Source organism: Nocardia sp. NPDC051756, assembly GCF_040681495.1.
Classification (GTDB): Bacteria; Actinomycetota; Actinomycetes; order Mycobacteriales; family Mycobacteriaceae; genus Nocardia.
In genome coordinates, this window is the sequence record NZ_JBFAYV010000004.1 from 382738 (window position 1) to 409732 (window position 26995).

Annotated in this window: 20 protein-coding genes; 15 read left to right on the forward strand and 5 right to left on the reverse strand. The window is 68.4% G+C overall.

Features of this window, described 5'->3' with window-relative positions:
* Positions 1 to 5 precede the first annotated feature (5 nt).
* Positions 6 to 680 carry an AAA family ATPase gene (locus AB0M22_RS18770; RefSeq protein WP_364727946.1) on the reverse strand — a complete coding sequence of 225 codons (675 nt, stop codon included), beginning with the start codon at positions 678 to 680 and terminating at the stop codon, positions 6 to 8.
* 393 nt (positions 681 to 1073) lie between these two features.
* Complete coding sequence (locus AB0M22_RS18775; protein WP_364727949.1) at positions 1074 to 1397, reverse strand: helix-turn-helix transcriptional regulator; 324 nt, start codon at positions 1395 to 1397, stop codon at positions 1074 to 1076.
* Between the two features lie 118 nt (positions 1398 to 1515).
* Here AB0M22_RS18775 and AB0M22_RS18780 point away from each other — a divergent pair, with 118 nt between their 5' ends.
* The 9 genes from AB0M22_RS18780 (at position 1516) to proB (ending at position 13895) form a co-directional block, all read left to right on the forward strand.
* Positions 1516 to 4194 carry a valine--tRNA ligase gene (locus tag AB0M22_RS18780; RefSeq protein ID WP_364727953.1) on the forward strand — a complete coding sequence of 893 codons (2679 nt, stop codon included), beginning with the start codon at positions 1516 to 1518 and terminating at the stop codon, positions 4192 to 4194.
* 95 nt (positions 4195 to 4289) lie between these two features.
* Positions 4290 to 5660, forward strand: coding sequence for a folylpolyglutamate synthase/dihydrofolate synthase family protein (locus AB0M22_RS18785; RefSeq protein WP_364729793.1), 1371 nt, complete (start codon positions 4290 to 4292; stop codon positions 5658 to 5660).
* Entirely contained in the window at positions 5657 to 6073 is a 417-nt protein-coding gene (locus AB0M22_RS18790) for a DUF4233 domain-containing protein (protein WP_364727956.1), read from the forward strand. The genes AB0M22_RS18785 and AB0M22_RS18790 overlap by 4 nt, the downstream gene beginning before the upstream one ends.
* A 62-nt stretch (positions 6074 to 6135) precedes the next feature.
* Positions 6136 to 6552, forward strand: a complete 417-nt coding sequence (gene ndk, locus AB0M22_RS18795; RefSeq protein ID WP_107654803.1) for a nucleoside-diphosphate kinase — start codon at positions 6136 to 6138, stop codon at positions 6550 to 6552.
* A 506-nt stretch (positions 6553 to 7058) separates the two neighbouring features.
* Positions 7059 to 10127 (forward strand): translation initiation factor IF-2 N-terminal domain-containing protein, encoded by a 3069-nt coding sequence (locus AB0M22_RS18800; RefSeq protein ID WP_364727960.1) that lies wholly within the window; start codon positions 7059 to 7061, stop codon positions 10125 to 10127.
* A gap of 340 nt (positions 10128 to 10467) precedes the next feature.
* Positions 10468 to 10779, forward strand: a complete 312-nt coding sequence (gene rplU / locus AB0M22_RS18805) for a 50S ribosomal protein L21 (protein WP_040732804.1) — start codon at positions 10468 to 10470, stop codon at positions 10777 to 10779.
* Between the two features lie 22 nt (positions 10780 to 10801).
* Entirely contained in the window at positions 10802 to 11068 is a 267-nt protein-coding gene (gene rpmA, locus AB0M22_RS18810) for a 50S ribosomal protein L27 (protein ID WP_040732806.1), read from the forward strand.
* Between the two features lie 151 nt (positions 11069 to 11219).
* Positions 11220 to 12674, forward strand: coding sequence for a GTPase ObgE (obgE, locus tag AB0M22_RS18815; protein WP_364727969.1), 1455 nt, complete (start codon positions 11220 to 11222; stop codon positions 12672 to 12674).
* An 84-nt stretch (positions 12675 to 12758) separates the two neighbouring features.
* Complete coding sequence (gene proB, locus AB0M22_RS18820; protein ID WP_364727972.1) at positions 12759 to 13895, forward strand: glutamate 5-kinase; 1137 nt, start codon at positions 12759 to 12761, stop codon at positions 13893 to 13895.
* 163 nt (positions 13896 to 14058) lie between these two features.
* Here proB and AB0M22_RS18825 read toward each other — a convergent pair whose 3' ends face one another.
* From AB0M22_RS18825 to AB0M22_RS18835, 3 genes are all read right to left on the reverse strand, one after another.
* Positions 14059 to 15165, reverse strand: coding sequence for a hypothetical protein (locus AB0M22_RS18825; RefSeq protein ID WP_364727975.1), 1107 nt, complete (start codon positions 15163 to 15165; stop codon positions 14059 to 14061).
* On the reverse strand, positions 15162 to 15536 hold the full coding sequence (locus AB0M22_RS18830) for a hypothetical protein (protein ID WP_150403097.1): 375 nt from the start codon (positions 15534 to 15536) through the stop codon (positions 15162 to 15164). Before AB0M22_RS18830 ends, AB0M22_RS18825 begins: the two co-directional genes overlap by 4 nt.
* 92 nt (positions 15537 to 15628) lie before the next feature.
* The gene (locus AB0M22_RS18835; protein WP_364727978.1) at positions 15629 to 16333 is read right to left on the reverse strand and encodes an ESX secretion-associated protein EspG; all 705 of its coding nucleotides are present in this window, start codon (positions 16331 to 16333) and stop codon (positions 15629 to 15631) included.
* A gap of 218 nt (positions 16334 to 16551) precedes the next feature.
* Between AB0M22_RS18835 and AB0M22_RS18840 the strand changes: the two genes are divergently transcribed.
* The 6 genes from AB0M22_RS18840 to AB0M22_RS18865 are packed head-to-tail and all read left to right on the forward strand — an operon-like array spanning position 16552 to position 26991.
* Complete coding sequence (locus tag AB0M22_RS18840) at positions 16552 to 19248, forward strand: phosphoenolpyruvate synthase (protein ID WP_364727980.1); 2697 nt, start codon at positions 16552 to 16554, stop codon at positions 19246 to 19248.
* Positions 19238 to 22750, forward strand: a complete 3513-nt coding sequence (locus AB0M22_RS18845) for an AMP-binding protein (RefSeq protein ID WP_364727983.1) — start codon at positions 19238 to 19240, stop codon at positions 22748 to 22750. Before AB0M22_RS18840 ends, AB0M22_RS18845 begins: the two co-directional genes overlap by 11 nt.
* The gene (locus tag AB0M22_RS18850) at positions 22747 to 24183 is read left to right on the forward strand and encodes an SDR family oxidoreductase (RefSeq protein ID WP_364727986.1); all 1437 of its coding nucleotides are present in this window, start codon (positions 22747 to 22749) and stop codon (positions 24181 to 24183) included. The genes AB0M22_RS18845 and AB0M22_RS18850 overlap by 4 nt, the downstream gene beginning before the upstream one ends.
* Positions 24180 to 25094 (forward strand): nucleoside-diphosphate kinase, encoded by a 915-nt coding sequence (locus tag AB0M22_RS18855; protein ID WP_364727988.1) that lies wholly within the window; start codon positions 24180 to 24182, stop codon positions 25092 to 25094. The genes AB0M22_RS18850 and AB0M22_RS18855 overlap by 4 nt, the downstream gene beginning before the upstream one ends.
* Positions 25091 to 26080 carry a ScbA/BarX family gamma-butyrolactone biosynthesis protein gene (locus AB0M22_RS18860; protein WP_364727991.1) on the forward strand — a complete coding sequence of 330 codons (990 nt, stop codon included), beginning with the start codon at positions 25091 to 25093 and terminating at the stop codon, positions 26078 to 26080. Before AB0M22_RS18855 ends, AB0M22_RS18860 begins: the two co-directional genes overlap by 4 nt.
* Positions 26077 to 26991: a hypothetical protein gene (locus AB0M22_RS18865; protein WP_364727993.1), complete on the forward strand. Its 915-nt coding sequence runs from the start codon at positions 26077 to 26079 to the stop codon at positions 26989 to 26991. The genes AB0M22_RS18860 and AB0M22_RS18865 overlap by 4 nt, the downstream gene beginning before the upstream one ends.
* Positions 26992 to 26995 lie beyond the last annotated feature (4 nt).

Consider the following 26995-nt stretch of genomic DNA (forward strand, 5'->3'; position numbering starts at 1 on the left):
GTTCGCTACGCGGCGAAGGTGACTCGGCTCAGGTGATTGATGTTGATCCGGTCGACGATCACCAGCGACTCCGGCGCGGGCCGCAGCCCGCCACCGGCGCGTAGCCGCTCCATCAGCCGCCGCCAGCGAAAGCAGTGCAGTACGAAGGTCATTCGGTTGGACCGCCGCCCGCGCGCGTGCTGGCCGGCGCGGGCCACGGCGGTCGGGACGTCGAGCAGGATCAGGTGTAGCTCCCGGCCGTATCCCGCGGCCCACAGGGAGATGATCCGGCGCGCCCATCCGGTCGTGGCACAGTCGTGGATCACCACGGGTCCGTCCGTATCGCGCAGCGCCGCACGGATTCCCGCGAAATGCACGACGTGCACCACCGGCCGCCACAGGGAATACGGCAACCAGCCGAGCCGGTGCCGCAACCGATTCCGCGCTTGCAGCGAATCGAGCACCACCGATCCCTCCGGCCCGTTGGACGGATCCTCGGATTCGGTGGTCGCACCGAAGAATCGGCGCAGCACGGTGCTCTTGCCCGCACCCGGTATCCCGGCCACGACCAGCGCCGTCATCGGCGGATACTGCAACTCGTCGATCGCCCGCCCGCGCAGATCGTGCACGGCATCCGGCGCGAGAGCGGGCAGTACGTCCACGGGAGCGGGTGGCGGCAAGATGGCGAGCGGAGGGTTCACCTCTTCCAGGGTCCCCAGCGGCCGCCGTCCCGGCAACGGGGAAAACCCTGCTTTTTCACTGAGATTTCCCTGAATCGGACCAGCGGTTGCGTTCACACCTTCAAGACTCCGCATCAACGGCCGATCTGGCAAGAACGGACAATACGGACAGGACCGAATTGTGACTGAATCGGACCGTCCATTGCGCCCGTTGATCTTTCGTCGGTGAGGGTGCGGCGGAGCTCGCCGCGGTGGCGTGCGCGAGCGCCAGCCGCCGCCCCGGTGCCGGTTTCGACCGGTTAATCCGGAGATCCAGGGTAGAAAATGCCAGAAGCTGAGAATTGCTTATGGATTCCCTATCCCTTCCAGTTGGGACGGTAAGCTTTCAGGTGTAGGCGGAGTCTTCGGTGTCCCTCATCCACCGAAGACTCCGCCTTTCTTTATGTCCGATTCCCCGGCAATCCTGTTGTGCGGCAGCATGAGCAGCCGCAGGTACGCCTGTTCGTCCTCGCTCAGCAGCAAGGCCCGCGCGATGGCGCAGAGCACGTCGTCCGAGACGCGGGTCACCCTGCCCAACTCCAGCCGGGTGTACTGATCGACACTCATCGCGGCCAGCTGGGCAACCTCCTCGCGGCGCAGACCCGACACCCGGCGCGGATTGCCGACCGGCGCTAGGCCGACCTGTTCCGGCGCGATCGACGCACGCTTTGCCCTCAGGAATTCGCCGAGCTGACTCACCCGGCAAGTCTCACACGACGCGCGCAGTGTGACGTCCACCCTGGGCATTCGGCCGGACCGTCCGGCGTCGGCTCGCACCCTGCGGAAATCGCTCGAGCCCGACCACTAGAATCGTCGGGTGACCAGCGCAGCCCCTGACCAGACGCGTAATCGTGCCGATGCCCTTCCCAAGAGCTGGACCCCCGGCGAGGTAGAGGCCTCGATGTACGAGCGCTGGGTAGCCGCAGGCTATTTCGAGGCGGACGCCACCAGCGGCAAGCCGCCGTACTCGATCGTGCTCCCGCCGCCGAACGTCACCGGCAACCTGCACATCGGCCACGCCCTCGACCACACCCTGATGGACACCCTCACCCGCCGCAAGCGCATGCAGGGCTACGAGGTGCTGTGGCTGCCCGGCATGGACCACGCCGGCATCGCCACCCAGACCATGGTGGAGAAGCAACTCGCCGTCGACGGCAAGACCAAGGAAGACTTCGGCCGCGAGCTGTTCATCGACAAGGTCTGGGACTGGAAGCGCGACTCCGGCGGTGCCATCCAGTGGCAGATGCGCGCGCTCGGCGACGGCGTCGACTGGAGCCGTGACCGGTTCACCATGGACGAGGGCCTGTCCCGCGCCGTGCAGACCATCTTCAAACGGCTTTACGACGCCGGACTGATCTACCGCGCCGAGCGGCTGGTCAACTGGTCGCCCGCGCTGCGCACCGCCATCTCCGACATCGAGGTCAAGTACGAGGACGTCGAGGGCGAGCTCGTCTCGCTGCGCTACGGCTCGCTCGACGACAACGAACCGCACGTCATCGTGGCCACCACCCGGGTGGAGACGATGCTCGGCGACACCGCGGTGGCCGTGCACCCGGACGACCCGCGCTACCAGGCGCTGATCGGCACCACCCTGGAGCACCCGATCACCGGCCGGCAGATCCCGATCATCGCCGACGACTACGTGGACCCCGAATTCGGTTCCGGCGCGGTGAAGATCACCCCCGCGCACGATCCGAACGACTTCGAGATGGGCGTGCGGCACAACCTGCCGATGCCCAACATCATGGACGTGCGCGGCCACATCGTCGACACCGGAACCGAATTCGACGGCATGGACCGGTTCGAGGCGCGCGTCGCGGTGCGCGAGCGGCTGGCCGCCGAGGGCCGCGTGGTCGCCGAGAAGCGGCCGTATATGCACAGCGTCGGGCATTCCGAGCGCAGCGGCGAGCCGATCGAACCACGGCTGTCCATGCAGTGGTGGGTCAAGGTGGAGTCGTTGGCCAAGGCGGCCGGCGACGCGGTGCGCAACGGCGACACCGTGATTCATCCCGCCAGCTCGGAGCCGCGCTGGTTCGACTGGGTCGACAACATGCACGACTGGTGCATCTCCCGGCAGCTGTGGTGGGGTCACCGCATCCCGATCTGGTACGGCCCCGCGGGCGAAGTGCTGTGCGTCGGCCCGGGCGAGACCGCGCCCGAGGGCTACGTGCAGGACCCGGACGTGCTCGACACCTGGTTCTCCTCGGGTCTGTGGCCGTTCTCCACCATGGGCTGGCCCGACGCCACGCCGGAACTCGAGAAGTTCTATCCGACAAGCGTTCTCGTCACCGGGTACGACATCCTGTTCTTCTGGGTGGCCCGGATGATGATGTTCGGTACGTTCGTCGCCGACGACCCGGTCCTCACCGCGGGCAAGGGCGATCAGCGGCAGGTCCCGTTCAAAGACGTGTTCCTGCACGGCCTGGTGCGCGATCAGTTCGGCAAGAAGATGTCGAAGTCGCGCGGCAACGGCATCGACCCGCTGGTCTGGATCAACGAATACGGCGCCGACACACTGCGTTTCACGCTGGCCAGGGCCGCGCAGCCCGGCGGTGACCTCTCCGTCGGCGAGCCGCACGCGCTGGCCTCGCGCAGCTTCGTCACGAAGCTGTTCAACGCCACCAAGTTCGCGCTGATGAACGGCGCGCGCACCGGCGAACTGCCGGATCGCGCCCAGCTCACCGACGCCGACCGCTGGATCCTGGATCGGTTCGAAGAGGTGCGCGCCGAAGTGGATTCGGCGTTCGACAGCTACGAATTCGGCAAGGCCTGCGAGGCGCTGTACCACTTCGCCTGGGACGAATTGTGTGACTGGTACCTGGAATTGACCAAGGTGCAGTTCGCCGAAACAGGTGCGCGCGCGGACACCACGCAGGTGGTGCTCGGGAACGTGCTCGATTCGGTGCTGCGCCTGCTGCATCCGGTCATCCCGTTCGTCACCGAATCGCTGTGGCAGGCGCTGACCGAAGGCGAGTCCCTGGTGATCGCGGCCTGGCCGCAGGCCACCGGGGTGGCGACGGATCGGGTGTCGGCGCAGCGCATTTCGGATACCCAGCGGTTGATCACCGAGATCCGCCGATTCCGCGGCGATCAGGGCCTGGCCGACAAGCAGAAGGTGGCGGCCAAGCTGATCGGCCTGGACACCGCCGGGCTGACCGAACTGCACGACTCGGTCGCGAACCTGGCCCGGCTCACCGAGCCCGGCGACGAGTTCGCGGCGACCGCGACCGTGGAGGTCCGGCTCAGCGGCGCCACCGTCACCGTCGAGCTGGACACCTCCGGCGCCGTCGACCTGGACGCCGAGCGCCGCCGCCTGGAGAAGGACCTCGCCGCGGCGGAGAAGGAATTGGCAGGCACCGCAGCCAAACTCGGCAACGAGGCGTTCCTCGCCAAGGCGCCGGAGCCGGTGGTCGCGAAGATCAAGGACCGCCAGGCGGTGGCCGCCGCCGAGGTGGCGCGCATCGGTGCTCGACTCGCAGAACTGAGCGGAAAATGAATCACGAACCGGAACCGCAGTACGGCGACGAGCTGCGCCACCCGGCCGCAGGCCCGCGGCTGAGCTCCGGCCCGTCGCCGGTCGAGCTGGCCGAAATGGCGCTGGTGGAGGCCGAACTCGACACCCGCTGGCCGGAAACCAAGATCGAGCCGTCGCTCACCCGGATCGCCACCCTGATGGACCTGCTCGGTTCGCCGCAGCAGAGCTACCCGGCGATCCACGTCGCGGGCACCAACGGCAAGACCTCGGTGACCAGGATGATCGACGCCCTGCTCACCGCGCTGCACCGGCGCACCGGCCGGATCACCAGCCCGCACCTGCAACTGGCCACCGAGCGGATCAGCATCGACAACGCGCCGATCACCCCCGCTCAATATGTGGAGACCTACCGCGAGCTGGTGCCGTTCATCGAGATGATCGATGCGCAGTCCGCCGCGGCCGGCGGTCCGGCGATGAGCAAGTTCGAGGTGCTCACCGGCATGGCGTTCGCGGCCTTCGCCGAGGCGCCGGTCGACGTGGCGGTCGTGGAGACCGGCCTCGGCGGCACCTGGGACGCCACCAACGTGATCGATGGGCAGGTCGCGGTGATCACCCCGATCGGCCTGGATCACACCGAGTACCTCGGCACCGATCTCACCTCCATCGCGGGGGAGAAGGCCGGGATCATCAAACGCGCGCCGGAGAGCCTGATACCGCGCGACACCGTCGCGGTGATCGCCGAACAGGACCCCGAGGCGATGGACGTACTGCTGCGCCGGGCCGTCGAAGTAGACGCCGCGGTGGCGCGCGAAGGCGGCGAGTTCCGGGTACTGGCCCGGCAGATCGCGATCGGCGGCCAGCAGCTCGAATTGCAGGGCCTCGGTGGCGTATACGACGAGATCTTCCTGCCGCTGCACGGCGAGCATCAGGCGCGCAACGCAGTGCTCGCGCTCGCGGCGGTCGAGGCGTTCTTCGGTGCGGGCGCCGACCGGCAGCTCGACATCGAAGCCGTCCGTGCGGGTTTCGCGAGCGTGACCAGCCCGGGCCGGCTCGAACGCATGCGCAGCGCGCCGACCATCTTCATCGACGCCGCGCACAACCCGGCCGGCGCGCAGGCCCTCGCCTCGACGCTGACCGCCGAGTTCGACTTCCGCAAGCTGGTCGGCGTGGTCTCCGTGCTCGCCGACAAGGACGCCGACGGCATCCTCACCGCGCTGGAGCCGGTGCTCGACGAAATCGTGGTCACCGGCAACGGTTCGCCGCGCGCGATGGACGTCGACGTGCTCGCCGACCTCGCCGTGCAGCGCTTCGGCGACGAGCGGGTGATCACCGCGCCGACCCTGCCGGACGCGCTGGAGACCGCGATTGCCATCGCCGAGGAAGTGGGCGAGGCGGGGGAGATGGTGTCCGGTGCCGGCGTCGTGGTGACCGGCTCCGTGGTGACGGCTGGCGCGACGCGCGCGCTGTTCGGAAAGGACCCCGCATGAGTGAGCCCGCCGCCCAACCGGATTCGGTACCGCCGCCGACCACCGATCCGTGGAAGGGCTTCCGCGGGGTGATGGCGGGCACGCTGATCCTCGAGGCGATCGTGGTGCTGCTCGCGCTACCGGTCGTCGGCTCGGTGGGCGGCGGGGTGACCTGGATTTCGGGTACCTACCTCGTGCTGCTCGCGCTGGTGATGTTCCTCGGCGCGGGCGTGCAGCGCAGGTCATGGGCCATGCCGTTCAATCTCGGGCTGCAGGTATTCGTGCTGCTCGGCATGTTCATCCACCTGTCCATCGGCGTCATCGGCATCGTGTTCGCGGTGGTCTGGGGCTTCATCCTGGTGCTGCGCGCGGACGTGCGCGGCCGGATGGAGAAGGGCCTGCTGCCGAGTCAGCGGGCCCAGCGTTCCTCCTGAACGGGTTGCCTTGGCAACCGCCGGTTCGGTACCCACTGGGGGTTCCGGTTAGAGTGTGCGCCGTGACTGAGCAGACGTTGGTACTCATCAAGCCGGACGGTGTGGCCCGTGGCCTCGTCGGCGAGGTGCTGGTACGAATCGAGCGCAAGGGCCTGAAGATCGCGGCCCTCGAGCTGAAGCATGTGTCCGAGGACTTGGCCAAGGGCCACTACGCCGAGCACGCCGAGAAGCCGTTCTTCGGCTCCCTGATCGAATTCATCACCTCCGGCCCGGTCGTCGCGGCCATCCTGGAGGGGCCGCGCGCCATCGCGGCGTTCCGGCAGCTGGCCGGCGGCACCGACCCGGTCGAAAAGGCCGTGCCGGGCAGCATTCGCGGAGACTTCGCCCTGGAGACCCAGGAGAACTTGGTACATGGGTCCGATTCGCCCGAATCGGCCAAGCGTGAGATTGCTCTGTGGTTCCCGGAGTTCCCGGCCTGAAAATAGTTTGCGAGTTGAACACAGTCTTGAGTGAGCGCAGCGAGCGAAACGAAGACACAGCGCCCAGCGGTGCGCGACTAACCGAGCTTTAGCGAGGTTAGTCGTGCGCCGCGGCGAACCCGCGGCGCTCGGTATGGGATACTGACATCGGCTGCTTTTGATGCCGACTGTTCGCGCAGGTACGTGGACTATCGGGGCCATCGCAGCCGGATGACACACCGCGGTTCGATGCCGATCATCGCTGCCACGGACAAAAGGCCCGGTCGCTGGGCCTGCTGTTCGCGTCGGCACGCTGGATGAGCGCTCACAACTGTGGAGTTCAGCCAACAGCCAGGCGCCGCGTGACCAGTTAGCCCAAACCGACGAACAACATGGTGATAACCGGACATGCGGGGCGAGACCATATGACCTTGCGCTGAGCGGCGTGAGGCGAACGGATAGTGCCCCCGCGTCGGCCGCTTCACTCCATACCTGGAGGGACGCGCCCGGGGGTCCGAGGAGACTTCGTGGCCGAAAAAGAGCCATTGGAAACAACACCACAGGATGCCGAACAATTGCCGGAGCGAATCCGAGTTCACGCACTCGCCAAGCTGCTGGGGGTAACGAGCAAACGCATCCTGGCAAAGCTCACCGAGTTGGGGTCCGAAGCGCGCAGCGCGCAATCGAACGTCGATCGGGCGATCGCGGAGTCCGTCCGCGACGCGCTGGGTCCGCCGGAAGGCGACGCCCCGGCGCCGCAACCCGCGGCCGAGCAGCCGGTCGAAGCACCGGCGGCAGCCGCGGTCGAGGTCCCGGCCGAACCGGAACCCGCGCCTAGCCGCGGCCATGGTGGCCTGGTCTTCTCCGCGCCCGAACCGCTGATCGGGAACTCTGGCGCGGAGAACCCGCACGAGGTCGCGCACCAGCCCTCGGTGCAGCTGTTCACCCACCCGGTCCGGGAAGAGCCGCACGTCGCCGCGCCGGTGGTGTTCGAGTCCGCCGCCGTCGTGCAGGCGCCGCTGTTCCTGCCGCCGGATGCCGCGGCCGCCGAACAGACCCGCCGCAAGCGCCGCACCGAGCGCGACGTTCGCCGCGAAGAGCCGGTGGCCGAGGAGCCGGTGGTCGAGGACGAGCCCGAGACCGTCGAGGACGATCCGGACGCCAACGACCAGCAGAACGACGCCGACGGTCAGCCCCGTCGCAGGCGTCGTGGCCGCCGCGGCCGTGGCCGCGGTCGGGGCGAGCAGCACAGCGATGCCGACGACGAGAACGACTCGGACGACACCGAGGACGAGCCGACCGGCGAGACCGCCGAGACCGGCAACAGCACGGACGTCAGCGACTCGTCCGAGGACAACAGCGACTCCGACGACGACGAGAACGAGTCCGATGGCGCGAGCCGTCGCCGCCGTCGTCGTCGCCGGCGCAAGGTGGCGGGCGACTCCGCCGAGGCCGAGGCCGCCACCACCACCACCGAAGATGACCCGCCGAACACCGTCGTGCACGAGCGCGAGCCGCGGAACAAGAGCCGCAGCCGCGCCACCGCCGTCGACGAGGTGCAGGGCATCACCGGTTCCACCCGGCTCGAGGCCAAGCGCCAGCGCAGGCGCGACGGCCGCGAGGCGGGCCGGCGTCGTCCGCCGATCCTGACCGAGTCGGAGTTCCTGGCCCGGCGCGAAGCGGTGGACCGGGTGATGGTGGTGCGCGAGAAGGCGTTCCCGGATCACCCGACCGCCACCCAGGTCGCGGTGCTCGAGGACAACATCCTGGTCGAGCACTTCGTCACCAGCACCGGCTCGGCGTCCATGGTCGGCAACGTCTACCTCGGCAAGGTGCAGAACGTGCTGCCGAGCATGGAGGCGGCGTTCGTCGACATCGGCCGCGGCCGCAACGGCGTGCTCTACGCCGGCGAGGTGAACTGGGAGGCCGCCGGTCTCGGCGGTAAAGAGCGCAAGATCGAACAGGCGCTCAAACCCGGCGAACTCGTGCTCGTGCAGGTCTCCAAGGATCCGGTCGGGCACAAGGGCGCTCGGCTGACCACGCAGATCAGCCTGGCCGGCCGCTTCCTGGTGTACGTGCCGGGCGGCACCTCCACCGGCATCAGCCGCAAGCTGCCCGACACCGAACGCAAGCGGCTCAAGGAAATCCTGCGCGACATCGTCCCGAACGACGCCGGTGTGATCATCCGCACCGCGTCCGAGGGCGTCGCCGAGGACGAGTTGGCCCGCGACGTGGAACGGTTGCAGGCGACCTGGCGCACCATCGAGAAGGCCGCCGAAGGCAAGAACGACGGCCAGCCCAAGACGCTGTACGAAGAGCCCGACCTGCTGGTCAAGGTCATCCGCGACCTGTTCAACGAGGACTTCTCCAAGCTCGTCATCGAAGGTGACCGGGCCTGGAGCACCGTCGAGAAGTACATCGGCACCGTCGCGCCGGAGATGCTCGCCCGGGTCTCCCGGCACGAGAACAACGGCGTCGACGTGTTCGAGGCGTACCGGATCGACGAGCAGCTGGCCAAGGCGCTCGATCGCAAGGTGTGGCTGCCCTCGGGCGGCACCCTGGTGATCGACCGCACCGAGGCGATGACCGTGGTCGACGTCAACACCGGCAAGTTCACCGGTGCCGGCGGCAGCAACCTGGAAGAGACGGTCACCCGCAACAACCTGGAGGCGGCCGAGGAGATCGTGCGCCAGATGCGGTTGCGCGATATCGGCGGCATGATCGTCGTCGACTTCATCGACATGGTGCTCGAATCGAACCGGGATCTGGTGTTGCGCCGGCTCACCGAGGCGCTCGGGCGCGACCGCACCCGGCACCAGGTGTCCGAGGTGACCTCGCTCGGCCTGGTCCAGATGACCCGCAAGAAGCTGGGTACCGGACTGGTCGAGGCGTTCTCGACCACCTGTGAGCATTGCCACGGGCGCGGCATCCTGGTGCACGCCTACCCGGTCGAGCCGTCCTCCGGTGACGACGGTGGCAGCCGCGGTGCGGCCAGGGAAACCGGATCGCGTCGTCGTCGGGGCCGGGACAAGGGTGCGGCCCCGGCCGCGCCGGTCGTCGCGACCAACGGGACCGCGCCGGTGGAGTCCGAGGAGGACATCGCCGTCAAGCGGGCGCATCCGGTGGCGTTGGCGATGGCCGCGCATCACGAGGACGAGAACGATTCGGACGTGGCCGAGGAGCAGTCGGCCGCCGTCGAGACCGAGTCGGCCGAGGTCGAAGCCGCGGTGGCGGTGCCCGCCGACGAGGTGGAGACCGAACCGGCCGAGGTGGTCGAGGTCGTCGAGACGGTCACCGAGCCCGAACCGGTCGCCGAGGCTCCTGCGGAAACGGTGACCCCGCCGGTCGCGGAACACGCGGTAACCAACGGTGCGCCGGAACCTGCTCCGCGCACGAGCCGGCGTCGCCGGGTCGCGCGTTCGGCAGCGGCCCCCGCCGCCGACAGCAGCGGTGCGGTGTTCGTGCTGCCGACCCCGGAGCAGGCCCCTGCGCCCGCGGTCGACTTCACCGCAGAGATCCCGGTCGAGGTGCCGCAGCGCAAGCCGCGGCGACGTGCCGTCGGCCGTCCCGCGGGCCCGCCGCCTGCGGAGTCGTAGCAGCTGATCTGACAGCCTCGACGCGGCCGGTCCTACCTTCGGGTATGACCGGCCGCGTCGTCGGATGACGGTCGTTCTGAGCCGGTTTACGACCGTGCTCAGGGACTCCACCGCGGCACGGAAACGCACCGAAACCCCACCGGCAAAGGGTTGCTCGCAGGCTGCCGACGGGCGGATTGTGTCGCTGATGGGGTGCTCTGGTAACCTAGGTCGGTCGCTGCCTGGCGATGGGCGTTATACCACGCCCCGCGCAGCAAGCCAGCCAAGAACATCTCGCGTCGCGCAGTTGTGTCGCGAGAAGAAACATGACTGTACTTAATCGAGTGGAGGAAGCCGACCGATGGCAACGTACGCGATCGTCAAGACCGGCGGAAAGCAGTACAAGGTCGCGGTCGGTGACCTGGTGAAGGTCGAGAAGATCGAGGGTAAGCCGGGTACTTCCGTCGCCCTGGATCCGGTTCTCGTCGTTGACGGGGCCGACCTGACCACCGACGCCGCAAAGCTGGCCAAGGTCTCCGTGGCCGCAGAGGTCGTCGAGCAGACAAAAGGCCCGAAGATCCGCATCCACAAGTTCAAGAACAAGACCGGCTACCACAAGCGTCAGGGTCACCGTCAGCCGCTGACGGTCATCAAGGTCACCGGCATCAAGTAAGACATCCCGAGGAGATTCAGCTATGGCACACAAGAAGGGTGCGTCCAGCTCCCGGAACGGTCGCGATTCCAACGCCCAGCGCCTCGGCGTCAAGCGTTTCGGCGGCCAGAAGGTCAACGCAGGCGAGATCCTGGTGCGTCAGCGCGGAACCCACTTCCACCCCGGCGTGAACGTCGGTCGTGGCGGTGACGACACCCTGTTCGCCCTCGCGGCGGGCGCGGTCGAGTTCGGCACCAAGCGCGGACGCAAGACCGTCAACATCGTCGTCCCGGAGCCGGTCGAGGCCTAGGCCTTACCTCTCCAGACAACAGCCGAGCGGGTCAGGGTCGCAACCCTGGCCCGTTTTCGCGTTTCATGGAGCACGGCGCGTTTTCCACAGAAACCGCCGCTTCACCCCGCACCACTGCGATCGACCAGTCCTGAAGGAGGATGATTCGGAAATGTCCAAGTTCATCGACCGTGTCGTACTGCACGTGCGTGCCGGCAAAGGCGGACACGGCTGTGCCTCGGTACTCCGCGAGAAGTTCATGCCGCTCGGCGGCCCCAACGGCGGCAACGGCGGCAACGGCGGGGACGTGATCCTCGAGGTCGACCCCAACGTGCACACCCTGCTCGACTTCCACTTCCACCCGCACGCCAAGGCCGGCAACGGCAAGCCCGGCGAGGGCAGCAACCGCGACGGCAAACAAGGCGTCGACCTGCTGCTCAAGGTGCCCGACGGCACCATGGTGCTGGATGGCGACGGCAAGGTCCTGATGGACCTGGTCGGTGCGGGCAACCAGTTCATCGCCGCCCGCGGCGGCCGCGGTGGACTCGGCAACGCCGCACTCGCCTCGAAAGCGCGCAAGGCCCCCGGCTTCGCGCTGCTCGGCGAGGACGGCGACGAGGTCGATCTGGTCCTCGAACTGAAGTCTGTCGCCGATGTCGGCCTGGTCGGCTTCCCGTCCGCTGGCAAGTCCTCGCTGGTGTCCGTGCTGTCCGCGGCCAAGCCGAAGATCGCCGACTACCCGTTCACCACCCTGGTGCCCAACCTCGGCGTGGTACTCAGCGGCGACACCACCTTCACCGTCGCCGACGTGCCCGGTCTGATCCCGGGTGCCAGCGAAGGTCGCGGCCTCGGCCTCGACTTCCTCCGCCACCTGGAGCGCTGCGCGGTGCTCGCGCACGTCGTCGACTGCGCCACCCTCGAACCGGGCCGCGACCCGGTCTCCGACGTGGACGCGCTGGAGGCCGAACTCGCCGCCTACAAGCCCGCGCTGAGCGCCGACGCCGACCTCGGCGATCTGGCCGACCGGCCGCGCGTGGTCATCCTGAACAAGATCGACGTACCGGACGCCGCCGAGCTGGCCGAGATGGTCACCCCCGAGTTCACCGCCCGCGGCTGGCCGGTCTTCGAGATCTCGGCAGTGAGCCGGGAAGGCTTGCGGCCCTTGACCTTCGCGCTCGCCGACCTGGTGCTGAAATACCGCGAGGCGCATCCGAAGGCCGCGCCCGCACGTCCGGTGATCCGGCCGATCGCGGTCAACCAGACCGGCTTCAGCGTCGTCGCGGACCCGCAGGAGCCGGGCGGCTTCATCGTGCGTGGCTCGCAGCCGGAGCGCTGGGTCGTGCAGACGCAGTTCGACAACGACGAGGCCGTCGGTTACCTCGCAGACCGGCTTGCTCGCCTCGGCGTCGAGGACGAGCTGGTCAAGCAGGGCGCCGAGCCGGGAGCCCCGGTGACCATCGGCAACGTGACCTTCGAATGGGAGCCGCAGATTTCGGCGGGCATCGACATGGTGCCGACCGGTCGTGGCACCGATATTCGACTCGAGCAGGACGATCGGATCAGTGCCGCCGAGCGCAAGCACGCGTCCCGGGTGCGGCGTGGTTTGGTCAAGGAAGACGAAGAGTAGACGCGCGGGCTCGGCTTCGGCCGAGCCGGCTGCGGTAGGTTCGGTGTCGGCGAGTTCTATTGCTGCGCAGGGAGTTCGATTGCGATGACAGTGAGTTCGGATGCTACCGAGGCGGATTCGGAGCTGAGTGAGGCCCGGCTGGCGATCGCGTCGGCCCGCCGAGTCGTGGTGAAGATCGGCTCGTCGGCGCTGACCAGCCTGGAGGGCGGGCTCGACACCGCGCGCCTCGATCGCCTCGCCGATGCGGTGGAGGCGCGGATGCGCGCGGGATCCGATGTGGTGGTGGTGTCTTCGGGCGCCATCGGCGCGGGTCTCGCCCCGCTCGGACTCAGCACCCGACCCCGTGACCTGGCCACCAAGCAGGCCGCGGCCAGCGTCGGTCAGCTGGCCCTCGCCCACGCCTGGGGCACCTCCTTCGCCCGGTACGGCCGCACCGTCGGCCAAGTCCTGTTGAGCGCCGACGATTTCGCGCGCCGCGAGCACCACCGCAACGCGCAACGGACCCTGGACCGGCTGCGTTCGCTCGGCGCGATCGCCGTGGTCAACGAAAACGACACCGTCGCAACGGAAGAGATCCGCTTCGGCGACAACGACCGCCTCGCCGCACTCGTCGCCCACCTGGTCGGCGCCGACGCACTGGTGCTGCTCTCCGACGTCGAGGGCCTCTACGACGGCGATCCCCGCAAGGGCGCCGCCAGCTTCATTCCCGAGGTGCGCAGCAGCGCCGACCTCGACGGCGTGATCGCCGGCAGCGGTGGCGCACTCGGCACCGGCGGCATGGCCTCCAAGCTCTCCGCCGCCCGCCTGGCCGCCGACGCGGGCGTCCCCGTCCTGCTCGCCGCCGCCAGCGCCGCCGACCTGGCCCTGACCACCGGCAAGGTCGGCACCGCCTTCGCGGCCCGCCCAACCCGCCTGTCCGCCCGCAAGTTCTGGGTCCGCCACGCCGCCGACAGCCGCGGCGCCCTGCTCATCGACGAAGGCGCCGCCCGCGCCGTCGAAGACCGCCGCTCCCTACTAGCCGCAGGCATCACCGCCCTCCGCGGCCGCTTCTACGGCGGCGACGTAGTAGACCTGATCTCCACCGGTGACCGCCTGATAGCCCGCGGCGTAGTCGCCTACGACAGCACCGAACTAACCACCATGCTCGGCCACTCCACCAAAGAACTCCCAGAAACCATGCAGCGCCCCGTAATCCACGCCGACGACCTGGTCAAGGTCTAGGCTCACCGCAGCCCGTCCGCTTCGTCCAGACGGACCAACACCCGCACACCCCCTGATTTCCCGCATACGCAATGGCATGCGATTCCGTATGCGAGAAATCAGAAGGTTTGCGTCTTCGCTCAGCGTGTTGTGTTGCGCGCCAACGGGGTTGGCTTGCCGACGGTTACTTCTGGGAGGGGACCACTCCGGGTTGGTTGGTGGTTGATGGTGGTTGCTGTTGGTCTTCCGCCGGGATCGGGCCGGTTACGCCTGGCTGGCCGCCTGGATCCGGCAGGGGGACAGGCGGTTGCGCTGGGGCGGGGATCGGCGGTGCGGGTGGGGGAGAGGGCAGGGGTGGGGGTGCCTGCTCGGTGGTCGGGGGTGGCGGGGCCTGTTGCGGGGCCGGGGCCGGCGCAGGGGAAGGCGGGGGTGCCTGCTGAGTTGACGGTGCCGGTTGCGTCGACGGCGGAGCTTCCTGGGTCGGCGGTGGCGGCGCTTGCTGAGTGGTCGGTGGCGGCGCCTGGGTCGTCGGGGGAGGCGTCGGCTGCGGGTCGGGGACCGGGCGCGGCGGAGTCGTAGTGCTCGGGGGCGCTTGGGATTCCGGGACCGAGGGTGCCGGAGCGGGCGTCGACGGACGACCGTTCGGCTGACTGTCCGGTGGGAACTGTTGCGGCGGAGTGTATTCCGGCTGCTCACTCGGCGGAGCCGGCCGGCGCTGCTGCGGCGCGGCGGGTACGGGCTTGATGTCGGCGGGCAACTCCGGCGGCGACGGCAGCGCCGGAACGGCCTTACCTGCCATCCCATAGGCCGGCTTGTACACCATGTTCATCGCGAGCACGGCCTCTTGCCGCAGCGCCTCCTCGGCCATCTTCGCGTCGATGACGTGCGCGGCCTCCAGCAGCCGCGCGACCGCACCGATCGGCCCGGACGAACCCGGCGGCGCCACCGCGATCTTGACCGCCTCGGCCGCCGCGGCAACGCCGCCCAGCCGGGCGCCGACCTGCCCCATCACCGCGGCCAGTTCGTCCGCCGAGGCCGCGAAGCTGCGGATGCTGGCGAAGGCGGCGTCGGCCGCGGCACCCTTCCACTCCATCGAGTTCATCACCCGGTCCACGCTGCCGCGGGTGAGCGGGAAGGACGTGCTCAGCGTTCCGGCCACTTCCAGCCACGCGACCGACGCGCGCAGCACCTCGGCGGCGTCGATCTGCTGGGTCTTGGCGTAGATCTCTTCGTGCCGCATCGACTCGAAGTGCTCCATCGAGCTGATGTAGTCGGGATCGGTGCCGGTCATCGCGGAAGCCTCGAGGCGACGGCGCGCAGGGCGGCGGCGTTGGCGGCATCGGCTTCTTCGAGTAGTCCGCCGCTGATCAAGAAGGCTTCCTTCATCCGGTACGCGGCCTCGATGTAGCTGTCCAGCAACGTGGCGGCGTCGCGCGCTTTGTGATTGAACCCGGCCTGTAACTGCTGCGCGGATACGAATCCGCCGAATCCGCCCAGTTCCGCGGCGGTTTCGAGGCGCTGCTGCAGGTGGATCAACCGCTCGGCTTGCTGGTCGTACATCTCGGCGCAGCGCCGCGCGGCAGCCGGATCGAACTGGACGCTGCCTGCCTGGGCCGCTTGCTTGAACCGGACGATATCGGCTCGGCTGGTCTCGATCGTCATCGCACACCCCTGAGATGGTCGGTCCGCCTCAGACTAGCCCGTGGCCGCTTCGACCGGCAGCAGTGGTTATCCGTCGGCATCGGCGGCCGGGCTCATGACTGGATGCGTTTCTGCAGTTGCGCGCCGATCTGCTCGGCGGAGGCGGGCGTGATGTGCACTTCCTTGCCCGCCCTGATCAGGTATCGCCCGTCGCCCTTGACGTCGAACCAGGTGTAGTGGATCGGCGGGGCCGGCGTCGGCTGGTCCAGCCCCGGCTCGATCCGGATATGTCCTTCCGCGCTGTGCGGTTTCAGCAGCAGCTTGCGGATGCGCGGTGCCGTCGGCTGCTGCGCGACCACCGTCTCCTCGTCGCGCACGGCGGCCGTCGGCGCGACCCGGGCCGGTTCCCGGCCGGGCGGCGCGGCGGGCAGCAGTCCGGCGATCCGGAGGCCGAGCTTGCCGCTGTGCCCGATCGAGAGCCGGACCCGCCCGCCGAACTCCGGCGTCGAGCCGGGCTCCTGCACGGCGAGCACGGCCCGGTCGAAGATGGCCGCGGCGAGCAGCCGGATCTCGCTCCCCGGCGTGTGCGTGCCGCCGATCGCGACGATCCTGGTCTGTGGTGCGGCGAGAATCCGCAGGCAGGCGCTCAGATCGGGGTCGGCGCGCAGCGGCAGCCGCTCGCTCAGCGTCGCGCGCAGCCGATCGGCCTCGTCCTCAGTCCGCGGGGTCTCCAGGATCCGCAACGGATACGGGTGCCGATCCAGGTCGGTTTCGCCCCACAGGTGGGCGAACTCGTCCGGAGTGAAGGTCCAACTCACCGCCCGAATCACATCCTCACCGAACACACCGAAACTGGTTTGTAGCTTAACGGTCGTGGCGCGCGCGGGTGGTTGCCGCACCGAGCACCTAGGATTGTGGGCTAACACTGCGGTGAATTCTCGGATATATCCATACAACCCCCACTTAGTTTTGCGCGGCCCGGGTGAGCCGGTGCGTGGTGCTCCGGCACGAAGATCAGGGGTGATGGGAGCATGCCGTGCAGGTGCTTGGACCGTGGACCGATATCGCGACGATCGCCGCCGTCGGCGGCGGTAAAGCGCGTGGGCTGCACCGCCTGCGCCAGTGCGGTTTTCGGGTCCCGGACTGGACCGTGCTCGGCACGGACGTCTTCGCGCAATTCACCGCCGAGACCGATCTGCTGAGAAAAGTGACCGAGGTCACACTGCTGGATGACCTGGATGCGACACTCATCGCGGGTGCCGCGCTGCGAGCCGACATCGCCGCGACACCGCTGCCAGCCGAGATCTGTGCGGTGATCGCCGACGCGTACGCGCGGCTCGGCGGCTCGATCGCGGTGCGCTCCTCGGTGGTCACCGAGGACGGGCCGGAGCACTCGTACGCGGGCCAGTTCGACTCCTTCCTGAACGTCAACGGCCTCGACGCGGTGCTCGACCGGGTACGCGACTGTTGGGCATCCGCCTTCTCCGAGCGATCGCTGCGCTACGCGTTCACCCACAGGCAGCCGCGCGCGGGCGCGGTCGCCGTTGTGCTGCAACGGCTGATCGCGGCGCGGGCCAGCGGCGTGACGTTCACCGCGAACCCGATCAGCGGCGCCCGCGACGAATTGGTCATCAGCGCGGTCTACGGGCTCGGCGAGGGCCTGGTGTCGGGCGCGGTGGACGCGGACTCGGTTGTGGTCGACAAATCCTCCGGCGCCGTGTTGGAAACCGTGCTGGGGGACAAGGACCGGTCGTATGTCGCCGAGGGCGCTCAGGGCTACACGATCAGCGAGATCGACCCGGCGCAGCGCGAACTGCCCGCCCTCACCGAGGCCGAGATCGCCGAGGTCGCCGAACTGGGCCGCAAGGTGGAGGCCGAGTTCGACGCCCCGCAGGACGTGGAGTGGGCGATCGACGAAGACGGTCTCTGGTTCCTCCAGTCCCGCCCGATCACCACCACCCTCGGTGCGCGCCCCGGCGCGCTCCTCCGCGGCGCCGGCGAGACAGTCCCGGACGGCGAACAACGAATCTGGGACAACTCCAACATCATCGAGAGCTTCAACGGCCTCACCTCCCCGCTGACCTACACCACCGCCGCCGATATCTACGGCCGCGTCTACCACGGTTACGCGAAGTCCCTCCGGGTCCCCGAGGCGCAGCTGCGTCAGACCGAACACTGGACTCCGGTGCTACTCGGCTACTTTCACGGCCGCGTCTACTACAACCTGCTGCACTGGTATCGCATGGTCGGCATCGCACCGGGCTACCCGCTCAACCGCAAGGTGCTCGAGGCGGCGCTCGGCGTGGACGAGCCCCTCGCCGACGACCTCGCGAAGACGTTGCGCCCGTTCACCTTCGGTAACCCGCTGAGCCGCCTGCGCTCGCGCGCGGTGACCACAGCGACCTACGTGCGCCGACTGTTCGGCATCGACGCCATCGTCGAACAGTTCATGACCGACTTCTACCGCGTCTACGACGAATACGACGCCATCGACTACACCGCCCTCTCCGGCGCCGAAGCCGACGCCGCCTACCGGAAGGTGGACCGCGACCTGGTCGAACGCTGGGGCCCGCTGATGGTCCTCGACGCAATCCTGTTGACCTGCACCGGATTGATGTTCCTGCTGACCAAACTGCTGCTGCCGAAGGCCCCGGAATGGTTCCTCTACGCGGTCGTCGGACCCGGCGCCGATGTCGAATCCGCCGAACCAGCCCGCGCGATGAAGGCCCTCGCCGACGCTGCCCGCGCCGACCCCGAACTCACCGCCCTGGTGAATTCGACAGCGCCGGAACAGATCTACCCCGCCCTGGCGGATCGGCCGGACTTCCGCGCGAAGGTCGACGCCTACATCGACAACTACGGCTACCGCAGCCTGGACGAACTCAAGCTGGAAACCCCGGACCTGCGCGAAGATCCGGCGAGCCTGTTCGTCATGCTGCGCAGCGCCTTACCGGACGCACCGCTCGGCAACCGCGACGAGGCCGAGGAATACCTCGACACCCACCTGCACGGCTTCCGCCGCCGGATCTATGAACGGTTGCGCGGCAAGGTTTCCCGCTGCGCCGCGCACCGCGAGCGGCTGCGTTTCTGCCGGACCAGAGCCTTCGGCATGGTCAAGCGGATGATCCGGGTGATGGGCCGCGACCTGGCCGAGCGCGGTGTCATCGACGAGTTCTCCGACGTGTTCTACCTGACCGTGCAGGAGCTGCGCGGCAGCTACGACGGTGCCGATACCGGCGATCTGCGCGACCTCGTCGGCGCGCGAAAAGCCCAGCGCGCCAAGGATGCCGGGCTCGTCGCCCCGGCGAGGTTCGTCACCACCGGATCGACCTTCGGCCGCGCCGAACTGGCGGCCCAGGGGTGGGTGCCGATCACCGACACCCCGGCGGCCGAGGCCGGCACGGTGCTCACCGGCACCCCGTCGGCCTCCGGCATCGTCGAGGGCGCCGCGGTCGTCGTCGACGAGCCGCGCGACGTCGCCGGTGGCATCCTGGTGGCATATCGGACCGATCCCGGCTGGGTGGCCGCCCTGCCTTCGGCGTCGGCGCTGGTCATCGAGCGTGGCAGCCCGCTCACCCATGTCGCGATCGTGGCGCGCGAACTCGGGGTGCCGACGGTGGTCCAGGTCAAGGACGTGACCAAAAAGGTACGGACCAGTATGCGGATTCGGGTCGATGGCACAAATGGAACGGTTACTGTGCTGGCCGAAGGAGATGTCCGCGATGGAAATTGACAAAGACGTTGCGGCCGTACGTGATTGGCTAGCCAACCCGACCGGGTCGGCCGGGATTCAGCTGGCCGACGAGGCCGACGGCTGGGCCTACCGGACCTATCCCGAACTGGCCGAACAGACCTGGTCGATCGCCGCGCTCATGCGGGAGCACGGCATGGGCAGCGGCGACGGCGCCTGCGTGATCATGCCGACCGGATTCCCCTGCGTCGCCGCGTTCTACGCGGTCTGGGCGTGCGGCGGGGTGTTCACCCCGGTCGCGCCGCCGATGTTCGGCGACCTCGACCAGATCATCGCCCACATCGCCGGAATCCTGGTGCAGGCCGAACCCCGGCTGGTGGTCACCTCGACCGAATTCGAGCAGTTCGTCCGGCAGGCGGCCACGGCGGCCGGGCGCACCGACGAACCGCTGGTGATCGACGCCGCGACGCTGCGACCGTGCCCGCCCGACGAGCGGGTGTTCGGCGAGCCGGACGAGTGCGCGCTGCTGCAATTCACCTCCGGCTCCACCGCCGCCCCGCGTGGCGTGCGGGTGAGCTGGCACAACCTGGCCAACAACATCGCGATGATCTCCCGGCTGGTCGAGTGGCGGGCCGGCGAGGCGATGGTGTCGTGGCTGCCGCTCTATCACGACATGGGGCTGGTCGGCGCGTTCCTCACCACCGTCACCAACCAGGGTGATCTGTGGCTGATGCGCCCGGATCAGTTCGTCCGCGATCCCGCCCGCTGGCTGCGGGCGATGGCGCACGCCCAGCACTCGCCGTCACCGTCGTTCGCGCTCGGCTATGTGGCGCACCGGGTTTCGCCCGAGGAGATCGCCGATCTGGACCTGTCCGGTTGGCGCACGCTCGCCGTCGGGTCCGAGCCGGTCGAGGTGGCCGATCTCCAGTCGTTCGCGAAACTCACCGGGCCGCTCGGCTTTTCGATGAGCGCGTACACGCTGGCTTACGGCTTGGCCGAGTCGACGCTGATGGTGACCTCCTCGGCGCGGCACCGCCCGATCACCGCGCTGCGGATCGACACTCCGACACTGCGTTTCGGTGAACCCGTCACCATCCTCGAACGGGAACTGCTCGATGACACCCAGCGGGTCGAGGGCGCGGGCTGGATCACCGGACTCGGTTACTCGACCACGGAATCGACCGTCACCGTGGTCGACGAGGACGGCCACCAACTGCCCGACGGAACGCTCGGCGAGATGGTGGTGGTCGGAGATTCAGTGGCGCTCGGCTATTCCGACGAATCCGATAGCTCGTCCACCAGGATCATCGACGGCGCGCTGTACTCCGGTGACGCCGGATTCCTGCATCGCGGTGAGGTATTCGTGCTCGGCCGGATGGGGTCGAGCCTGAAGGTGCGTGGGCGATCGGTGTTCATGGAGGACATCGAATCGCGCGTCGCGCAGGAAACCGGCATCACCAAAGGCAAACTCGCCGCCGTCGCGATCACCGAGCCGGGCGAGCAAGGTATCGCGCTGTTCGCCGAGTCCAAGCCGGGGGACTGGATTCCGGAGGCGCGCAAGATCATCCGAGGCGAGCTGGGTCCCGCGCAGACGGTCACCATCGTCACCGGCCCGCGCGGGATCATCCGGCGCACGTCGAGCGGTAAGCCGCGTCGGCGGTACATGTGGGATCAGTTCCGCAGCGGGGCGTTGGCGGACGCGGTTGTGCACGAGGCGGAAACAACTTCCATCGAGTCGCTCGGCTCGCCCGCCCCCCTCCATTCCGGCGAAAGCCGGAATCAAGTCGCGACGGATGACGCACCCGTACCGACGCTGGCCGCCGAACGGGTCCGCCAGCTGCTCGACAGTGCGTTGGAAAGCGTTGCGATTCCCTCGGATTCGACCGTCCTGTTCGAGGGCTCACTCGCCGAGGGCTTCGGGAACGAGGGGTCCGACGTCGACTTCCTGGTGCTCGCCCCCGGCGACGAGGAGCTGCCCACGCTGCCGACCGTCCTGTTCATCGACGGACGCCGGGTAGAGGTACGCACCCGTTCCGAGTCTCAAATGCGGCGACAGCTCGCACAAGTCGCGAACGCCGCGACCATCACCGAGATCGATGAGGATCTGCTCAACCGGTGTCAACGTTTCCTGCGCGCGACGGTCGTTCGCTCCGGAACCGCGGACGTCGGCGAATTGCGCACGCTACTGCCGCATTCCACCTTCATGACGCTCATCGCGGACTGGTGGACCGCCAGAGCACAGCAGGCCCTGCGCTACGCCCTCGCCTTGCGCACGCTCAAGGCCCGCGAAGAGGCGATCGACTGGGCGCGCGACGGCTTGCAACAGGCGATCAAGGGCTGGGCCGCGCGGCGCGGCGAAAGCTACCTGGAAACCAAATGGCTGCCCCAGCAACTCGAGCGGATCGGCAGCGACGAAATCGTCAACCGCTACCGCGATCTCAGCGATCCGGACGCGTGGGCGGGTGACGACCAGGACCAGACCTACGGCGACGCACTGCCCGGCGTACTCGGCGACGCGCAGGCCCGCGTGTTGTCCGAACAGGCAACCTGGACCCAGGTTCTCGAACTCGCCGCCGAGCTGGGCGTCGAGGGCGTCACCGACGACCCCGACCAGATTCTGTTCGCCAGGCGACCCCAGGTCACCACCTGGAACATCGGGCAGCGCGTGCACGTCATCCGCGGTGACAGCGACGTTTTCGTCCTCTCGGACAGCGGCGCCCGCGCCTGGCGTTCGGTGGTGTTCCGCCATTCCCTCGCCGCCGTCCTGTCCCGCGCACCGCACGACATCACCGCCGAGCTGGCCGAGTTCCTCCGGCTCGGCTTCGTCGGATTGCAGTGGCGCTGCGGCGAAGTCCTGACGCCCGCACTGGCGATGTGCAAACCGGTACGGCCCTACACGCCGGTGCCGTCCGCGTCGGCCCCCGCGCTCGGTGTCACAGGGGCCGCGCGCGAGGACACGATCGCGACACTGTCGCCCTTGCCCGCGCGTCGTTTCACCGAGTGCGCGATGAACCTGGTGTGGTCGAACATTGTGCTGGAGAACGCGCGCGAGGATCTGGCGGGTGCGATCAAGAACGGTCAGGGCGCGGTCGCCGACATCGCCGCGCACCGGATGATCGCGATGGCTGTGCGAGTAGCGCTGTCCGCCTTCGGCATTCACCCACTGCCGGCCGACGTCGCACCACCATCGACGCTGCGCCGCCTCCTTCCGTCGCACGCCCAGCACCGTGCCGAACTGCTCGCACGGCTGGAATCGGCTCGGCAGGTGCGGTTCTCGGACTCCGGCGACACGATCACCGGCCTCGCCGTCCTCGACGACTTCGTCACCCTCGTGCGTTCGGTCGCCGCGGACCCGGATGCCATCGCCTTCCCCGCCTCGTTCGACTCGCGCGAACAATGGCGGCGCACGCTCGCCATCGGCTACGACTGGCTGCGCATCGCCGGCTACCTCGACACCGACCTGCCCCTCGACGAGGCCCGCGACCTGCTGGCCTCCGGCGGCCAGCAGCCGCATCTACGCGTGGAAGGAATGTCGCAGCCATGACAGCCGTCGCCGACGCCGCGGTGGCCGAGCAGGTGCGCAGGCTTGTGCAGGCCATGGCCCCGGACCCGCATGCGCTCGCCGCCGACGACCGAAGGCTGGTCGAGGATCTGGGTTTCGAGTCGCTGCGGTTGATGGAGCTGACCGTCGCGCTCGAGCGGACCTTCCGCCTCCCGCGCCATCGGCCGGAGCGGTTGGTCGGAATCCGCCGGGTCGGTGACGTCATCGCGCTGGTTACGACCGGCCTCGCCGCAGGCTCCGGCGATGCGGGCGCTCGACAGGCACCGAAGGACCGCAACCGGCTGCTCGGCCATGTCGGCGCCGAGCGCCAGCACGACGACGGAATGGGCAGGCGCGACACAGTATTGGTCACCGGCGCGAGCGGCCTGGTCGGCTCCGAGGTGGTGGCGCGCCTCGCCGCGGCGAGCCGTCCGGTCGCCGCGGTACTGCACAACAACGCGCGCATCGTCCGCAACGACGGCACCGCCCTCGGTGCGGGCCGCCCGGTCGCCGGCGACATCCGGATGCCGGGACTCGGTCTGTCCCCGCGTGATTCCGCGGACCTGTCCGAACGGGTCGGCACGATCGTGCATTGCGCCGCCACCACGGCGTTCGACGCCGACGCGACCGATTACCACGAACTCAATGTGCGCGGCACCGCCAACGCGGTGGCGCTGGCCAAGGCCTGGGACGTTCAGCTCGTCTACGTCAGCACCGCCTACGTGTGCGGCAACCGAAGCGGCGTGATCGACGAGAACGATCTCGATGTCGGCCAGACCTTCGGAAACCGCTATGAGGAAAGCAAGTTTCATGCCGAGCACCTGGTTCGTGCGGCGGGACAGCACGGCCTGCGCTGGGCGATCGTCCGGCCCGGCATCGTGACCGGCGCCCTCGGTACCGGCGTGATCCGCGAGTACAAGAACCTCTATACCGTGGTCAAGCTGATGGTCGAGGGCAAGCTGCGCTCGCTGCCCGGCCGCTATGACGCGACGCTCGCGCTGGCGCCGGTCGATCACGTCGCCGAGGTGATCGCCGCCGCCGTATTGGATTTCGACTCGGCGCACCTGCGCACCTTCCACGCGGTCGGCCGGGACACGCTGTCGCTGCGCGAGGTCTCCGACGTGCTCGCCGAATACCCCTCGTTCGAGGTCGCGACCTTCGTGCCCGCGGCCACCTTCCGCGAAGACGACCTCGCGGCCATCGAGCGCGAGTACTACCGGCGCATCGGCTCGCTCTACACCAGCTACTTCGAGCGGCGACTGACCTTCGGCACCGCGAATGCCGAAGTGCTGCTCGGCAAACCATCACCATCGACCGGCAAGGAGTATCTGCGCGTGCTGCTGGACCACTGCCTGGAATCCGGCTATCTCGGTGTGCCGTTGCCATCGATCGAAGAAGTGTTGGCAGGCAATGACTCCGGCGGGACAGACCGGTGACCGCGCCGCTGCGCGAGCTGCTCGCCACGCTGACCCCGCAGCCGGAAAAGGTAACGGCGTATACCGACGACACCTACCTGCAAGAGACCGTCGAGCAACTCGACCGGCTCGGTGTCGACGCCGCGAAGTTCGCCAGAGAGCACTCGATGCTGCTACTCAAGCCGGACGCCATCGTCGCCAGATCGGTCGAGCCGACGTTGGACTGGCTGGCGGACAACAACTTCCGCGTAGTCTCCACCTTCCGCGTCGCGGTGGACCGGCACTTCGCCCGCGCGCTCTGGTACTTCGCCTGGAACATCGCTTCACCGGAACGCCGGCGTTTGGCCGATCTACTGGTCGGCATCTCGGACGTGCTGGTGCTCGTCGTGCGTGGCGAGGACGCGGAACTTCCTGTCCCCGTGCGTCTTACCGACGCCAAGGGCCCGACCGATCCGCGTAAACGTCGACCCGGCGAGCTGCGCCACCTGCTCGGCCGCCACAGCTATCTGCTGAATCTGGTGCATTCGCCCGACGATCCCGCCGATGTGCTGCGGGAGCTCGCCATCTACCTGGACGAGCATCGCCGGGCAACGGTGATCACCGAGGCAGTTGACGGGGCCGACCGCACGTCGGATGCCCTGGCGATCGCGCACGACCTCTACACGCAAGCCCCCGCGCGTAGCTTCGACCGGGCCGATGCGCTCGCCCGGATCCTGCGTGATCTGGAGAAGTCCGGTGCCGCACCGGCTTTCCAGGATCGGACGGACGCGGACTGCGCGCAGCTGCTGTATTCCGCGTGGGCTGAGGGGCGGCAACTCGATCCGTGGTCGGTGATCGTGCTCGGGTCCTATGTACTCCCGATGCGGGTCGGGACGCAGCCGCAAACGCTGCGCCCGGTGACCGCGAAAGACTGGCTGGAGGAACGACCGTGACGGCAAACGTGGAAACGGTGAAGACCGCGACTCATCTACGCACCATCTCGCGCGAGCTGGCGCACCGGTGCGCGGTATCGGAGGTGTTCGTCACCTCGATGGATACCGTGGCCGAGGACGAGTTCGTGGTCGGCGCCCAATTACCCAGGATGCACGCCTATTACGGCGATCACCTCGGCTCGCTCGGCCTGCGTCACGATCCGCTGCTGGTGATGGAGGCCGCCAGGCAGGGCGCGATCGCGCTCAGCCACGAGTTCTACGGCGTCCCTTCGGATATGGCGTTCATCGTGCGCACGTTCAACGGCACCGGCGCGGACACCCCGGCCTGGGAGGTCGGCACCGCCCCGGCGGAGCTGGTGATGCGCGTGCGGGTGCCCCGGCGGCACCTGCGCGGCGAAACGGTGCAGGGCCTGGACATGGTGCTCGAAATCGATTGCGGCGACGAGTCGATGATGACCGTCGACGGCTCGTTCTCCTGGATGACCCCGCGGCAATGGGCCGGGCTGCGTGGCGCGTTCCGGAAAAGCCTCGGCCTCGGGCCGTTTCTCGGCGCTTCGGCGCTCGCCGATCGGGCGGTCGCGGCCGAGGTCGGGCGGGAGAATTGGCGCAACGTGGTGATCGCCGCGCCGGAGCTTTCGGGGAATACCGCGCGGGCCAGCCTGGTCCCCGACTTGGGCCACCCGTTTCTGTTCGACCACCAGCTCGACCACGTTCCCGGCAGCCTGTTGATCGAAGCGTGCAGGCAGACCGCATTGTCCATGGTGCTGGACCGAGCACCCCGATTGGAATGCGTCGGAAGCGCTTTCGAGCGGTTCGTCGAGTTGGATCGTCCGGCCGAGTGCGTCGCGGAGATAACCGGTCAGCAGGCCGACCGGACCGTGATCCACTGCGAGATCCGGCAGGCCGACGCGGTCGCCGCCGAGCTCGATCTCGAATTCGCCGACGACGAACTGGGTTTCGACGCCGAGGAACCGGAGTCCGCGTGACGAATCCGTTGGTGTCCGTGGTGCGTATCGCCCGGTTCACCGCGGTGATGTACAAGCCGCACTACCTGCTCTACGGAGTGCTGTGGGTGCTCGCGCTGGAGGGCACTGCTTCGCTGGTGACGCAGCCGGATTCGGCTTGGCGGCCGACCGGCGCCACCGTGGTCCGGATCATCGTGGTCGCGTTCGTGCTGCTGTATCTGCGGATGGTCGATGAGCAGAAGGATCTCGAGTACGACCGCGTGCACAACCCGGACCGGCCGCTGGTGACCGGTGCGGTGAGCGCGGCCGAACTGCGGGTCGCCATGGGGATCATCGCGATCGGTGCTGTCGCTGGCAGTCTCACGCTGTCCGTGGGTTCTGCCGTAATGATCGCTGTCGCAATGGCTTACGGGTTGGTCCTGTGGGGTCTGGAGCAGCTGTTCGCCACCGTGCGCACCAACATTCTGGTGAATCTGGTCGTCACCTATCCGGTGCAACTGCTCGTCACCGGCTACATCGTGGTCTCGGCGATCGACACCGGTGAGGTGCGCGCGCACTGGCAGGCCGCGGCGGTCGCCGGTGTCTTCGCCGGCGCGTTCCTCCAATTCGAGTTCGCCAGAAAGACATCCCGCGAACGTCGTCCGGGCGAACTGCTGTATTCGAATGCCCTGGGCGCCAAGGAAAGCGTTGCGGCCTCGCTGCTGTGCGCGGTCGCGGCGGTGCTGTTCGACCTGCTCCTGGTCCGGCCGTGGGACTATTCGCCGCCGTCGTCCCTCATCGCCTGGCTGCCCATCCCGCTGCTACTGATCCCCGCCCTCGGCGCACTGAAGTTCCTGCGCGGCGACCGCAAAGACTATCCACCCGTCCCCGCCGTCATCTTCATCCTCGCCCTCTACCTCACCCTGATCGCCCAGGCCCTGACCCGGCCTTAGCCGA